At 65.7% G+C, this 13490-nt stretch carries 10 protein-coding genes; 7 read left to right on the top strand and 3 right to left on the bottom strand.

What is annotated here, in order from left to right:
• Positions 1-217: 217 nt before the first annotated feature.
• Complete coding sequence (locus ACV959_RS04840) at positions 218-1159, bottom strand: right-handed parallel beta-helix repeat-containing protein (protein WP_475738787.1); 942 nt, start codon at positions 1157-1159, stop codon at positions 218-220.
• A 209-nt stretch (positions 1160-1368) separates the two neighbouring features.
• On the opposite strand from ACV959_RS04840, the gene ACV959_RS04835 reads away from it, so the two are divergent.
• The 4 genes from ACV959_RS04835 to ACV959_RS04820 all read left to right on the top strand — a co-directional run bounded on the left by ACV959_RS04835 (position 1369) and on the right by ACV959_RS04820 (position 7516).
• Positions 1369-4215 (top strand): AMP-binding protein, encoded by a 2847-nt coding sequence (locus ACV959_RS04835; RefSeq protein ID WP_475738786.1) that lies wholly within the window; start codon positions 1369-1371, stop codon positions 4213-4215.
• Positions 4216-4229: 14 nt separating this feature from the next.
• Positions 4230-5909: an AMP-binding protein gene (locus ACV959_RS04830; protein ID WP_475738785.1), complete on the top strand. Its 1680-nt coding sequence runs from the start codon at positions 4230-4232 to the stop codon at positions 5907-5909.
• Positions 5910-6100: 191 nt separating this feature from the next.
• The gene (locus tag ACV959_RS04825; RefSeq protein WP_475738784.1) at positions 6101-6997 is read left to right on the top strand and encodes an isoaspartyl peptidase/L-asparaginase family protein; all 897 of its coding nucleotides are present in this window, start codon (positions 6101-6103) and stop codon (positions 6995-6997) included.
• A gap of 90 nt (positions 6998-7087) precedes the next feature.
• Positions 7088-7516, top strand: coding sequence for a DUF2267 domain-containing protein (locus tag ACV959_RS04820; protein WP_475738783.1), 429 nt, complete (start codon positions 7088-7090; stop codon positions 7514-7516).
• Between the two features lie 59 nt (positions 7517-7575).
• Here the strand turns inward: ACV959_RS04820 and ACV959_RS04815 are convergent, their stop codons facing one another.
• Positions 7576-7866, bottom strand: coding sequence for a hypothetical protein (locus ACV959_RS04815; RefSeq protein ID WP_475738782.1), 291 nt, complete (start codon positions 7864-7866; stop codon positions 7576-7578).
• Positions 7867-8321: 455 nt separating this feature from the next.
• Here ACV959_RS04815 and ACV959_RS04810 point away from each other — a divergent pair, with 455 nt between their 5' ends.
• Genes ACV959_RS04810 through ACV959_RS04800 form a run of 3 tightly spaced genes read left to right on the top strand, consistent with a single transcriptional unit; the run spans position 8322 to position 11325 of the window.
• Positions 8322-9257 carry a polyprenyl synthetase family protein gene (locus tag ACV959_RS04810; protein WP_475738781.1) on the top strand — a complete coding sequence of 312 codons (936 nt, stop codon included), beginning with the start codon at positions 8322-8324 and terminating at the stop codon, positions 9255-9257.
• Positions 9258-9268: 11 nt separating this feature from the next.
• Positions 9269-10018, top strand: coding sequence for a DUF1345 domain-containing protein (locus ACV959_RS04805; RefSeq protein ID WP_475738780.1), 750 nt, complete (start codon positions 9269-9271; stop codon positions 10016-10018).
• Positions 10018-11325, top strand: a complete 1308-nt coding sequence (locus ACV959_RS04800) for an MFS transporter (RefSeq protein ID WP_475738779.1) — start codon at positions 10018-10020, stop codon at positions 11323-11325. Before ACV959_RS04805 ends, ACV959_RS04800 begins: the two co-directional genes overlap by 1 nt.
• Before the next feature lie 13 nt (positions 11326-11338).
• On the opposite strand, the gene rpoD is transcribed toward ACV959_RS04800, so the two are convergent.
• Entirely contained in the window at positions 11339-13351 is a 2013-nt protein-coding gene (gene rpoD, locus ACV959_RS04795; protein WP_475738778.1) for an RNA polymerase sigma factor RpoD, read from the bottom strand.
• Positions 13352-13490 lie beyond the last annotated feature (139 nt).

Here is a 13490-nt window from a genome sequence, read left to right as displayed (position 1 = left end):
GCTGCCGCGGCGACAGGGCCAAATGCCCTTCTTCGATGGCGCATAGCCCCTCCATCTATAAAAGCTGCGATCGAAAGCAAAAAAGCCAGCGCAGGAATTGACGAGCGAACTCTTGCCGCTTTCCCTATAAAACGATCCTTGGACGCAAAAATGTCGTGGACGCCGCCATCTTGCCGTGCGCTTTCCGAACCGAGAGAATTCCAGGCGACGGAATGCGTCAATCGGGCGCGATGACCGTCAGAGCGCCGCCGGCGACCTTCGAGCCGTTGTCGACCACGCTGTTCGTCTTCGTCGAAAACACAACGCCGCTCGAAATCGAGACGCCGTAGCCATTGCCCGCGATCGTGGAATTGGAGAGGCGCACGTTGCCGCGGTTTGCCGTCACGCCGAAACCATTCCCGCTGGCATAGGCGCGATCGAGCGCGAGCGTCGGGATCGCCTTGCCGGCGATGGACGTCGACAAAAAGCCCATGGCGTTGCCCGAGGCGAGGCTGTCGGCGGCGACGAGATAGATCGGCGTGCCGGCGGGCGCGTTGCGCCCTGTGATCTCGAGCCCGTTGCCATTGTTGATCATCCGCAGGCCGCTGACGGCGCCTGAAAAGGATTGCGCAGGCGCAATGACGGCGCCGCCGCCGTTATCCGAGAACAGCGTGTCGCTCATCAGTAGTTTCGCCGAGCCGCTGGGCGCCGCATAGAGACCGGAGTTCCTGAATCGTCTGATGACGCAACTCTCGATGGTCAGTGACGCGCCCGACTGGAAATAAATCCCCGACGCCGCGGCGCCAAGGCCTTCGAGGGTCAGTCCGCGCAGATGCACGGCGTCGCCCGCCCCGGCCTTGATCCAGATTGCGTTCTGGCCGGTGAGCGGCTGTGTGAGACTCGCGACGGCCCCGCCGGCATTCGCCACGGTGAGCGCCTTCGTGATCGTCAGCGGCCCGTAGTCGCCCGACCCCATGATGACGATTTCGCCGCCCCAGTTGATGATGGAGTCGTGGACGTATTGAAGCGTCTTGCACGGCGCCGTCGCCGCCCCGCAACTCGCCGCGTTCGAACCCGTCGCGGATACGAAAGCCCTGTTCACGCCAGCGAACGCCGGCGCGGCGACGAACGCAGCGAGGGTCGCGGCGACGGCGGCGAAGGCGCGTGCGACGGAAACCACTGTGGACCCCCCGATAATCCTGATCGGTCGACGACGCTAAGGCGAAGTCCTTACAAAAAGGGCAAAAGAGTTTCATAAAATCCTGCGGATAAGCGCCGTTCCACCGGAAACTCGGCCGGCGCCCGGCGTTGCGGCCCGGCGCGCGGCGCGCGAAGATCATCGACGCGCGCTCGCGCCTTTCGGCGCCGGGCGCGTTTCGGGGACGTTCGATGTCGGTTTCCGGTAGGCAAAACAACGAGACCGAATCGACGCGTCGCGAAGACGTTCAGACGGCGACGCTCGAGACATTGCGCGGGCTGCTCGCGGAACTGCGTCCCGGCGCCATAGAGCCGCGCGCCGTCGGGCTCGAAAGCCATCTCGACAGGGATCTCGCGCTCGACAGCCTCGCGCGCGCCGAGTTGCTGCTGCGGCTCAACCGCCAATTCGGCGTCGCCTTGCCGGAGCGGCTGATCGGAGAAGCTGAAACGGCGCAGGATTTCTTGACCGCGATTCTGCAGGCCCGGCCGTCTCCCGCGCCGCAGGCCCGACCGCCGGAGAAGGCGCCCGAGACGCTCGAAACCGTCGAGGAGCCGATCGGCGCGCGGACGCTGATCGAGGCGCTGACGTCCCACTCACGGAGCCATGGCGCACGGGACCATGCGCTGCTGTGGCGGGCCGACGGCCCGCCCGACGCGCTGAGCTATCGCGCGCTCTACGACGAGGCGCTCGCCGCGGCGGGTGGGCTCGTCGAATGCGGCGCGGCGCCGGGCGATCGCGTGGCCCTCATGCTGCCGACGAGCCGCGAATTCTTCGTGGCCTTTTTCGCGATCCTCTTCGCCGGCGGCGTTCCTGTCCCGATCTATCCGCCCTTCAGGCTGGCGCAGATTGAGGACCATCTGCGCCGGCAGGCCGGCATATTGAACAATGCGGGAACCGTCGCGCTCATCGCCAGTTTAGAGATAATGACGATTGGGCAATTGCTGCTCGGCCTGGTTCCGACGCTTCGCAGCCTCGCGACAGTGGAAAATCTTCGTAAAGCGCAGCCGCTTCGGGCGCCCTTTCCCGCCGGCCCCGAAACGCTGGCGCTCGTTCAATACACATCCGGCAGCACGGGCGATCCGAAGGGCGTCACGCTGACCCACGCCAATCTTCTCGCCAACATCCGCGCCATGGGCGCCGTGCTGAAAGCGTCGTCGTCCGACCGGGTGGCGAGCTGGCTGCCGCTCTATCACGACATGGGTCTCATCGGCTGCTGGCTCGGAAGCCTCTACTACGGCGCGCCGGTCCTGGTCATGTCCCCGCTCGCCTTCCTCTCCGATCCGACACGATGGCTGTGGGCGATCGACCGGCACAGGGCAACCATTTCCGCCGCGCCGAATTTCGCCTTCGAATTTTGCCTGAAGTCCGCGGATCCTGGGCGCATCGAGGGGCTCGACCTCTCGTCCTTGCGGGCCTTGCTGAATGGCGCGGAGCCGGTGAGTCCGTCGACGATGACGCGCTTCATCGAGAAGTTCGCGGCGTACGGATTTCGACGCGAGATGCTGGCGCCGGTCTATGGACTCGCCGAAAACTCCGTCGGCCTCGCCTTTCCGCCGCTCGGGAGAGGACCGATCGTCGAACGCATCGACCGCCGCGCGCTGGACCGCGAGGGAATTGCGCGACTGGCCGGGGCGGACGACAAAAATCCGTTGCTGCTCGTCGCCTGCGGACAGCCGCTGCCGCATCACGAAATCCGCGTCATCGACGCATCGGGATTCGAGGCTCCGGAGCGGCACGAGGGCCGCCTGCAATTCCGAGGGCCTTCCGCGACGAAGGGATATTTCCGCAACCCCGAAAAGACGCGCGCGCTCTTCGACGGCGACTGGCTGGACACGGGCGACCGCGGATATATCGCGGGCGGCGACGTGTTCATCACCGGCCGCGTGAAAGACGTCATCATACGCGGCGGCCGAAACATCTACCCGCAAGAGCTCGAGGAAGCTGTCGGCGCGCTCGACGGCGCGCGAAAAGGCTGCGTGGCGGCCTTTCAGGCGCTCGATCCGCAGACTGGCTCCGAACGCCTGATCGTCATTGCCGAAACGCGGTCGCGCGATCCGGCGGCTCGAGAAAGGCTGCGCAAGGCGATCGTGGAAACCGCGCAGGCGCTGCTAGACCTTCCGCCAGACGACGTCGTGCTCGCGCCGCCGCACGCCATTCCCAAAACCTCGAGCGGCAAGATCCGCCGCGCCGCCGCGCGCGCCCTGTACGAAGCGGGCGCGCTGGAAGGCGCCCGCGTCGATCCGCGCTGGCAAGTGGCGCGGCTCGCCCTCTCCGGCGGGCTGCCCCTTGCGCGCCGCATGTTGGGACGGCTCGCGGCGCTTGCCTACGGCGCCTATGTCTGGGCGCTGCTGGCCGTCATTGCGGCGGTGGTCTGGCCCGCCGTGGCGGCGGCGCCGAGGCGCGCTTGGCGTCACGCGATCTTCGCCGCGGGCGCGCGGCTCTTCTTTCGTCTCGCCGGGCTCGCCATTGACGTCGAAGGCCGCGCGCCCGCCGCGCAGTCGATCATCGCAACCAATCACGCGAGCTATCTCGACGGCGCGGTTGTCGCGGCCGTCTGTCCCGGCGCGCTTTCCTTTGTCGCCAAGGAGGAACTCGCGCGGCAGTTTTTCGCGGGGATTTTCCTGCGGCGGCTCGGCGCGGTCTTCGTGCGCCGCACCGACCCCGCCGGCGGCGTCGCCGACGCGCGGCGCGCGCTGGAGGCGGCCCGTGGCGGCGCGCGCCTCGTCTGGTTTCCCGAGGGAACCTTCTCGCGTATGCCGGGCCTGCTGCCTTTCCGTCTCGGCGCCTTCGCCACGGCGGTCGAACTGCGGCTTCCCGTCGTCCCGATGACGATCAGCGGCACGCGGTCGATTTTGCGCAGCGGCTCCTGGCTGCCCCGGCGTGGGAACATTCGCGTGCGCTTCAGCGCGCCCGTCTTGCCGCAGGGCGAGGATTTTCAGGCGGGCGTCGCGCTTCGCGACGCCGTCAGAGCGGAAATACTCGCCCATTGCGGCGAGCCCGATCTCGCCCACGAACGCATCGACCTAACGCCTCGATGAGAAATGGACAACGCATGGATCGCATCTGGCTAAAGAGCTATCCGCCGAACGTCCCGCGCGAGGTCGACGTCGACGTCCATCGCTCGATTATCGACATGTTCGACCGCAGCGTCGAACGCTACGGGGACCGGCCCGCCTTCGTCCAGATGGGCGCCTCGCTCACCTTCAACGACGTGGAGCGCGCGTCGCGCGCTTTCGCGGCCTATCTGAAAAACGCGCTCGGCCTGCGCAAGGGGGCGCGCGTCGCCTTGATGATGCCGAACATTCTGCAATATCCGATCGCTCTTTTCGGCGCCTTGCGGGCGGGATGCGTCGTGGTGAATTGCAGCCCGCTCTACACCGCCTATGAACTCGAAAAGCAACTGGCCGACAGCGGCGCCCAAACCATCGTCGTGCTCGAAAATTTCGCCGCCGTTGTGGAAAAGGCGCTCGCCGGCACGAACGTCGAGCACGTGGTCGTGACGCGGCTCGGCGACATGCTGGGATTTCCGAAAGGCTTTCTCGTCGATGTCGTCGTCAAATACGTCAAGCGCCTCGTCCCGCCCTGGCGTATGCCGGGCGCAATTCCTTTCCGCGACGCGCTCGAACAGGGGAAGGCGCTGATCTGGCGCGCCGAAACGATCGACGCCGAGGACGTCGCCTTTCTGCAATACACCGGCGGAACGACCGGGACGCCGAAGGGCGCGGTTCTCACCCACAGAAACATCGTCGCGAATCTCGTGCAGCATCACGCCTTCATCGGCGCAAGTCTACAGGACGGAGAGGATGTCGCTCTCACCGCAATCCCGCTCTTTCATATCCTTGCGCTGACGGTGAGCTGCCTCCTGCCGTTCAAGATTGGCGCGACGAATGTGCTCATCGCCGATCCGCGCGACATATCCGGACTCGTCGAGGCCTTCGCGAAGCATCGCGTCACCTGCTTCGTCGGCGTCAACCGTCTTTTCGCCGCGCTCGTGGACAATCCCGCCTTCTCACGGATCGACTTCTCCGCGCTGAACATCGCGGCGTCGGGCGGCTCGCCGCTACAGGAGCGCGTGGCGGAAAAATGGAAGGAACTTACCGGAAAGACGCTGCTCGACGGCTACGGCCTCACGGAGACCTCGCCGGTCGTGACCTGCTCGCCGGTCGATCTGGAACGCTATAACGGATCCTGCGGCCTGCCGATCCCTTCGACCGACGTCTCGATCCGCGGCGACGACGGCGCGGAGGCGCCGGTCGGCCAGCCGGGGGAACTCTGCGTGCGCGGCCCGCAGGTGATGAGAGAATACTGGAGCCGCCCGGCGGAAAGCGCGGCGGCTTTCACGGAGGACGGCTATTTGCGCACAGGCGACATCGCGACGATCGACGACGCCGGATTCGTGCGTATCGTGGACCGCAAGAAAGACATGATCAATGTCTCCGGCCTCAAGGTCTATCCGAATGAAGTAGAGGAGGTCGTGGCGATGCATCCCGGCGTCGCGGACGTCGGCGCTGTTGGCGTGCCGGACCCGAAATCCGGCGAGGCGGTCAAAATCGTGGTCGTGCGCCGTGACCCGGCGCTGACGGGCGAGGCGCTGAAAATCTTCTGCCGAAACTATCTCGCGGCCTATAAAGTCCCCCGCATCGTCGAATTCCGGAAGGAAATTCCCAAGACGCCGCTCGGGAAGACGCTGCGGCGCGTTCTGCGCGAGACGCAAGCCCAGAGCGATGGTTGACCAATAAAAAAAGGCCCGGTGTGACCCGGGCCAAGTGGAAGAAGGGAGGTTCCTGACGTCAAAATAACTCAGGGCGTGGTTGCGGACAGCCGCGCGCCCGCCAATCCACGCGCGATTCTCGCCAAAGCCGCGCGGGAATGCGGCGCAGAACCGTTTGCCCCGGCGCGCGTTTTCATGAAAATTGCGAGGCCATGTCCTTTTCGCTCATGATCCACGGCGGCGCCGGCGCCATTCTGAACCCCGAGAAATATGCGGACTCGCTGCGGCGCATCGTCGAATCGGGCGCGGCGCGTCTCGCCGCGGGAGCCAGCGCGCTCGACGCGGTCGCCCATTGCGTGACGCTGCTCGAAGACGATCCGCTCTACAACGCGGGGCGGGGCTCCGTGCTGAACGCGGACGGCGCCGCCTTTTGCGACGCCTCGATCATGGATGGACGCACGCTCGCCGCCGGCGCCGTCGCCGGCGTCCAACGGGTCCGAAATCCCGTGTTGCTGGCCCGGCTGACAATGGAGAAAAGCCGGCATGTCTTTCTCATCGGCGAGGGCGCGGAGCGTTTCGGCCGCGCCCATGGCGCCGTCTTCGAGGACGACTCCTATTTCGTGACGCCGGAACGGCTGGCGCAGCTCGCCCGCGCGAAAAAAATGCGGCAGGAGATGGCGCTGGATCATTCCACGACCGCGCACGACAAGCTCGGGACGGTCGGCGCCGTCGCGCGCGACGCCGACGGCAATCTCGCCGCCGCGACCTCGACCGGCGGGCTCGTCAATCAGATCGCCGGCCGCGTCGGCGACTCGCCGGTCATCGGCGCGGGCGTCTTCGCCGACAATGAGAGTTGCGCGATTTCCTGCACGGGCGTCGGCGAACATTTCCTGCGCACCTCCCTCGCGCGGACGGCCGCCTTTTTGGTCGAACAGGGCATGACGGCCGAGGGCGCCGCCAAAGAGGCTGTCGCCTATCTCGTGCGGAAGGTGAACGGGTCCGGCGGGCTGATCCTCGTCGATCGGCGCGGACGCTGCGGCGCCGCGCGGTCGACGCCGGGCCTGCTCATGGCGACGGCCGTGGACGCCGACGTCAGGATCGGGATGTGAACAAATCCGCAAAAGCGTGAGCGAAACTGTTGCCCGCGCGCCCGTGATGGGAGAAAAAAGCGCGCGTTGTCGAAAGCTTGGAGGCGTTTCGTGGATCAGTGGGTCGCTCATATCGCCAATTCGGTGGGAACGGATGCGGCGACGGCGCGCCTCGCCGTCGGACATGTCTTCGGCTTCCTGTTGAAACGCTTCCCCGACGGGCCGGCCGACGAATTGATCGACCGAATCCCCGGCTCGCGCGCGGCGATCGCCGAGGCCGCGGCGGCCCGTCCCCGCAAGCGCAGCCGCAAGCTGCTGGGCGGCGTTCTCAACGGCATCGGCGGAATGGTGGGCGGCGCCAAGGGCGACATGCTTGCGCTCACGTCGAACCTGACCGGCCTGGGCCTCTCCGGCGATCAGCTGAAGCGTCTCGCGCACGAGATTTTCGGCGGGGCCGAGATCGTGCTGGGCCGGGAAAAGCTCCAGCGCATGACGGACCCGATTCCCGGGCTGTCGGGATTTCTCTGGCCGAACGGCTGACAAGAAAGGCCGCGGGTAGGAAAACCCGCGGCCGGCGACTCTCGAGACTCGCTCGCGTCTCAGTAGTTGTAATAGGCGACGCAGACGCGCTGGCCGTAATAGTCCCAGCCCCAGCGCGCGCAACGCTGCGGCGGAGCGGTCGCCGCGCCGACGATGGCGCCCGTCGCCGCGCCGAGGGCCGCCCCGCCAAGCGTTGCGCCCGTGCGCCCGCCCGAAGCCAGCGCGCCGATGCCTGCGCCGCCCAGTCCGCCGATGACGGCGCCGCCCGCAGCGCGTTCGCCCGGCGAATTACAGGCCATCAACGGCGCCGCCGTGGCGATCACCGTCGTCAGCAGCAAAATCTTCTTCATTCAATGTCTCCTTTGGGGATGACGCTCGAACTCTCTTCCACATGAGCATGCCGCAACGCCTCTCGACGCAACGCCCGGAACCCGCCGCGCAGCCTGCAAGCGCCACGACGCGAAGCTCGGGCGTTTCGGTGAAGATTAGATAAACCGGAGCGTCTTCGCTGTCGCAATTTTGCAACAGCTGACGGCTTCGCCTTTGGCGAAGGCCGTGAATTTGCCGCAAGCTCGCCCCAACCACCTATCTTTCGGGCGCCGTCTAGCCGGTTCGCGCGCGGGCCTTGGGGTTTCGCGGCAAATTTGCTAGAGCGCATTTGGCAAGAGTAGACAGGCTCTTGCGGTCAGAATGCGCTACAATTTTTTGTTTTGGCGCGACTTCTTGTCGCTCGCGGGATGGCCTGCGCGCGGAACGCCCGCCGCCCGCGGGACGCAAGAAACCAGACGAAAGGACACCGCCGCCGATGGACGCCGCAAACCGCGCCGAGGAGTTTCGCCGCCGCCTGGATGCGGCCGCCGACGCCACCGAGGCCGCGCTCGACGCGCTGCTGTCGCCGTCCGCCGCCCTGCCCGGGGAAATCACGCGCCCGGCGCGCCTTCTCGAAGCGATGCGCTATGCGACGCTCGGCGGCGGCAAGCGGCTGCGGCCCTTTCTCGTGATCGAGAGCGCGCGCCTCTTCGGCGTCGAGGGCCAGAGCGCGCTGCGCACGGCCTGCGCGCTGGAGATGATCCACTGCTATTCTCTCGTCCACGACGATCTGCCGGCGATGGATGACGACGATTTGCGCCGCGGACGCCCCACGGCGCACAAGGCCTTCGACGAGGCGACGGCGATCCTCGCGGGCGACGGTCTGCTTACCTACGCATTCGACGTCGTCGCCGATCCGGCGACTCACGCCGACCCCGCCCTGCGCGCAGCCCTCGTGCTTGCGCTCGCCCGCGCTGCAGGGCTCGGCGGCATGGTCGGCGGGCAGGCGCTCGACCTCGCGGCCGAAACCGCCGCCGTTCCGCTCAATCAGAGCGAGACTTTGCAAATGCAAGCGATGAAGACGGGCGCGCTGCTGCGCTTCGCGGTCGACGCCGGCGCCATCCTCGGCGGCGCGACGGCCTCGCAGGCGCAGGCTCTACATCGTTATGGCAAGGCGCTCGGCGCGGCCTTCCAGGTCGCCGACGACATTCTCGACGCGGAGGGCGATACGGCCGCGCTCGGCAAGCGCGCGGGCAAGGACGCCGAACGCGGCAAGGCGACGCTCGTCGGCCTTCTCGGGCTCGAGGGCGCCAAGGCGCGTTGCGAAGCGCTCGTGCAGGAGGCCACGACCGCTTTGCTCGACACGGGGCTCGGCGAGAAGACCGACATCCTCGCGGAAGCGGCGCGTTTCGTCGCCGCGCGGCGCAATTAGGCGACAAGGAAATGGCGGCGAGCGGACCTTGGCTGAGTCGATCGCCGCTCGGCGCCATGTGGCGGGTTTTGGTGGCGCATTACCGGCTCGTCATCTGCGGCGCGGTCGGCGCCGCGATCGGATTGGCGCTGCCGCCGACGATCGATCACAACGCATGGGGGGCGGGCTGGCTGCCCTGGGAATTCACGCCAGTGACGCGCGGACTCGTCGGCTGGAATGTCGCCGTCCTGCTCTATTTCATCGCGGCGACCAAGACCATCCTGCGCTCGACGCATGAATCGATCCGGCGCCGCGCGATCAAGAGCGACGAAGGCCGCACCGCCGTGCTCATTCTCACGGCGACGGCCACCTGCGTGGCGATCGGCGCGATCATCGCTGAACTCGGCCAATCGAAAATGTTCTTCGAAGAAGAAAAGGCCGCCCATATCTCTCTGGCCGTGGCCACCGTCTTCACGTCATGGGCGTTCATGCATTTGATATTCGCGTTTCACTACGCGCATGAATTTTACAGCGAGGAAGCCCGCGCGCCGCATGACGCCGTCGCAGGGCGCGGCGGCTTGCGCTTCCCCAACACGCAAACGCCGCAATATATCGACTTCCTCTATTTTTCTTACGTTATCGGCGTGGCCTTCCAAACCGCCGATGTCGAGATATGGTCGCGCGGCATGCGCAAGGTGGCGCTGGTGCACGGTGTCGTCGCCTTCTTTTTCAACACGACCATCCTCGCGCTGATGGTGAATATTTCGAGCGGGCTCGTCTGATGCTCGACCGGGCCGCATCGCCGTCGAGCGAGCAAGCCCGCATTCGCGCAATACTCGTCGGCTCGATCGGCAATCTCGTCGAATGGTACGACTTCTACGTCTATTCGGCCTTCTCGCTCTATTTCGCTGACGCCTTCTTTCCGGGCGACGATCCGGTAGCGCAGATGCTGTCGACATCGGGCGTCTTCGCGCTCGGTTTCCTCATGCGGCCCATCGGCGCCTATATCTTCGGGCGCATCGGGGATGGGCGTGGACGACGCGCGGCGTTGATGCTCTCCGTGCTGCTGATGTGCGCGGGCTCGCTCGTCATCGCCGTCGTTCCGACCTACGCGACGATCGGGGCCGCCGCCCCTGCCCTGCTGCTTCTCGCGCGGCTCTTGCAGGGCGCGAGCCTCGGCGGCGAATATGGGTCGAGCGCGACCTATCTCGCCGAGTTGGCGACGCCGGCGCGGCGCGGCTTCTATTCGAGCTTCCAATATGTGACGATGATTGCGGGGCAGCTTCTTGCGCTCGTCGTGCTGCTCGTGCTGCAAAACCTCTTGCTCGACGACAAGGCGCTGCGCGATTGGGGCTGGCGCATTCCCTTCGCGATCGGCGCGCTGCTCGCCATCGTCGCGCTGCTCATGCGCCGCGATCTTGCGGAAACGTCCGCCTTCGAGGCGGCGAAGAAGGAAACGCAGCGCGGATCGCTGCGCGCCCTTCTCGATCACAAGCGCGAGACGGCGACCGTCGTGGGGCTGACATTGGGCGGCACCATCGCCTTCTATGTCTACACGACCTACATGCAGAAATTCCTGAAGCTCTCGGCGGGGCTCACCGCGTCGCAGACGACATGGATTTCCGCCGGCTCCCTGCTCTTCGCGCTGATCCTGCAGCCGATCTATGGCGCGCTTTCAGACCGCATCGGCCGCCGCCCCATGCTGATCGCCTTCGGCGTGCTCGGAACCCTCTTCACGGTCCCCCTGCTGACGGCGATCGGGCAGACGCGCGACGACTGGACGGCCTTCGCGCTGGTCTGCCTCGCCTGGCTGATCGTCGCGCTCTACACCTCGATCAACGCCGTCGTGAAAGCGGAGCTCTTCCCCGCCGCGATCCGCGTCACCGGCGTCGCCCTGCCCTATGCGGCGACGGTTTCCGTCTTCGGCGGCTCGGCGGAATATGTGGCGCTGTGGTTCAAGTCGCTGGGTCGCGAGAGCTGGTTCTACTGGTATGCGAGCGCGGCGATTTTCGTGTCGCTCGTCGTTTATGCGACGATGCCGGAGACGAAAGATACGACTCGCATGCAACAAACAAAAAGGGACGCCTGAGCGTCCCTTTTTATCAGTTATCCAGAAAGCTCCTGAGCTTCCGGCTTCGGCTCGGGTGCTTCAGCTTGCGAAGCGCCTTCGCCTCGATCTGGCGAATGCGCTCGCGCGTCACCGAGAATTGCTGGCCGACTTCCTCGAGCGTATGGTCCGTGTTCATGCCGATGCCGAAACGCATGCGCAGCACGCGCTCCTCGCGCGGCGTGAGCGAGGCCAGCACGCGGGTCGTCGTCTCGCGCAGATTGGACTGGATCGCCGCCTCGATCGGCAGGACGGCGTTCTTGTCCTCGATGAAATCGCCGAGATGCGAATCTTCCTCGTCGCCGATCGGCGTTTCGAGCGAGATCGGCTCCTTGGCGATCTTCAGGACCTTGCGCACTTTTTCGAGCGGCATGGCGAGCTTTTCCGCCAGCTCCTCCGGCGTCGGCTCGCGGCCGATCTCGTGCAGCATCTGGCGTGACGTGCGCACAATCTTGTTGATCGTCTCGATCATATGCACCGGAATGCGGATCGTGCGCGCCTGATCTGCGATGGAGCGCGTGATCGCCTGACGAATCCACCAGGTGGCGTAGGTCGAGAATTTGTAGCCGCGGCGGTATTCGAATTTGTCGACCGCCTTCATCAGGCCAATATTGCCTTCCTGAATAAGGTCGAGGAACTGCAGACCGCGGTTCGTATATTTTTTAGCGATGGAGATGACGAGGCGCAGATTCGCCTCGACCATTTCCTTCTTCGCCTGCCGGGCCTCGCGCTCGCCCTTCTGCACCATGTGCACGATCTTGCGGAACTCGGAGATTTCGAGGCCCGTCTCGGTCGCGAGCGCATGGATTTCAGCGCGCAGATCCTTGATGCGGTCCTTCTCCTCCGCGACGAATTCCTTCCAGCCCTTGGAGCGGAGCTGCGCGACGCGCATGACCCATTTCGGGTCGAGTTCCGAGCCGTGGAACTTTTCGATGAAATCGTCGCGCGCGACGCCGTGGCTGTCGGCAAGGCGCAGGAGCTTCGTCTCATAGCCGATGAGGCGCTTGTTGATGTCGTAGAGCTGCTCGACCAGCGCCTCGATGCGGTTCTGGTTGAGGGAAAGAGACTTCACGTCGGTGACGATCTCTTTCTTGAGCTGCTTGTATTTGCGTTCCTGCGCCGGGGTCAGCGTCTCGTTCTTGAGCTTGTTCTCGACGTTCTGGTCCTGCAGGCGGCGCAGTTTCTTGTAGGCGTCGGCGACGCGCGCGAAGGTCTCGAGCACTTTCGGCTTGAGCTCAGCCTCCATGGCCGAAAGCGACACGGAATTCTCCATGTCGTCCTCTTCCTCGAAGCTTTCCTCCGGCGGCGCGGCGTCTTCGGCGAGGCCGGCGGGCGGCGTGCGCGGGGCAGTCGCGGGCGCCATCTCGACCGCGCCCTCTCCGGCGGATTTCGCCGCCGCCTTGCCGTCAGGCCCGGCGTAGGTCGCCTCGAGGTCGATGATGTCGCGCAGCAGAACCTTGCCGGCTTCGAGCTCCTCTCGCCAGATGATGATGGCCTGGAAGGTGAGCGGGCTTTCGCACAGACCGGCGATCATCGCCTCGCGTCCGGCCTCGATGCGCTTGGCGATGGCGATTTCGCCCTCGCGCGACAGTAATTCGACCGATCCCATCTCGCGCAGATACATGCGCACGGGGTCGTCGGTCCGGTCGGCAGGCTCCGAAGAGCGGGTGGCGACGGCGGTCGCGCGCGGGCTCTCGACGAGTTCGCCCCCCTCGACCTCCTCCTCCTCGGCGCCCTGCTCCTCTTCCTCGTCGTCCGGATCGTCGCCCTCGGAGACGGTGATGCCCATCTCGGAGAGCATGGCGTAGACGTCCTCGATCTGGTCGGAGGACACTTCCTCCGACGGCAAAACGGCGTTCAGTTCGGCATAAGTGACGAAGCCGCGCTTTTTGGCGAGCTTGATCATCCGCTTGACGGCGGCGTCGTTGAGATCGAGAAGCGGCCCGTCGGCGGTGTCGACCGCGGCGACGCCCTCGTTTTCGACCTTGTCTTCGTCTTTCTTCGCCATAAACAGCTCCACACGGTTCCCGGCGCGGCCCCCTACGGGACAGCGACGCCGGGCCTCGCATCTGTCGACATTCTTCCGGAGATCGCCAACCTCGGCCCCTCCCCCCAATACAGCCAGGGGGCGGGCGCGACGACGCGCT

This window comes from Methylocystis sp. Se48 (assembly GCF_056269425.1).
Note: the sequence above shows the minus strand (reverse complement) of the source record. Positions and strands in the feature narration are given on the sequence as shown.

Excerpts from the sequence above, each read along its gene's own strand:
- ACV959_RS04825 (WP_475738784.1), top strand. The coding sequence starts at position 6,101 with ATGTCCTTTTCGCTCATGATCCACGGCGGCGCCGGCGCCATTCTGAAC.
- ACV959_RS04830 (WP_475738785.1), top strand. The coding sequence starts at position 4,230 with ATGGATCGCATCTGGCTAAAGAGCTATCCGCCGAACGTCCCGCGCGAG.
- ACV959_RS04835 (WP_475738786.1), top strand. The coding sequence starts at position 1,369 with ATGTCGGTTTCCGGTAGGCAAAACAACGAGACCGAATCGACGCGTCGC.
- ACV959_RS04805 (WP_475738780.1), top strand. The coding sequence starts at position 9,269 with ATGGCGGCGAGCGGACCTTGGCTGAGTCGATCGCCGCTCGGCGCCATG.
- ACV959_RS04810 (WP_475738781.1), top strand. The coding sequence starts at position 8,322 with ATGGACGCCGCAAACCGCGCCGAGGAGTTTCGCCGCCGCCTGGATGCG.
- rpoD (WP_475738778.1), bottom strand. The coding sequence starts at position 13,351 with ATGGCGAAGAAAGACGAAGACAAGGTCGAAAACGAGGGCGTCGCCGCG.
- ACV959_RS04815 (WP_475738782.1), bottom strand. The coding sequence starts at position 7,866 with ATGAAGAAGATTTTGCTGCTGACGACGGTGATCGCCACGGCGGCGCCG.
- ACV959_RS04800 (WP_475738779.1), top strand. The coding sequence starts at position 10,018 with ATGCTCGACCGGGCCGCATCGCCGTCGAGCGAGCAAGCCCGCATTCGC.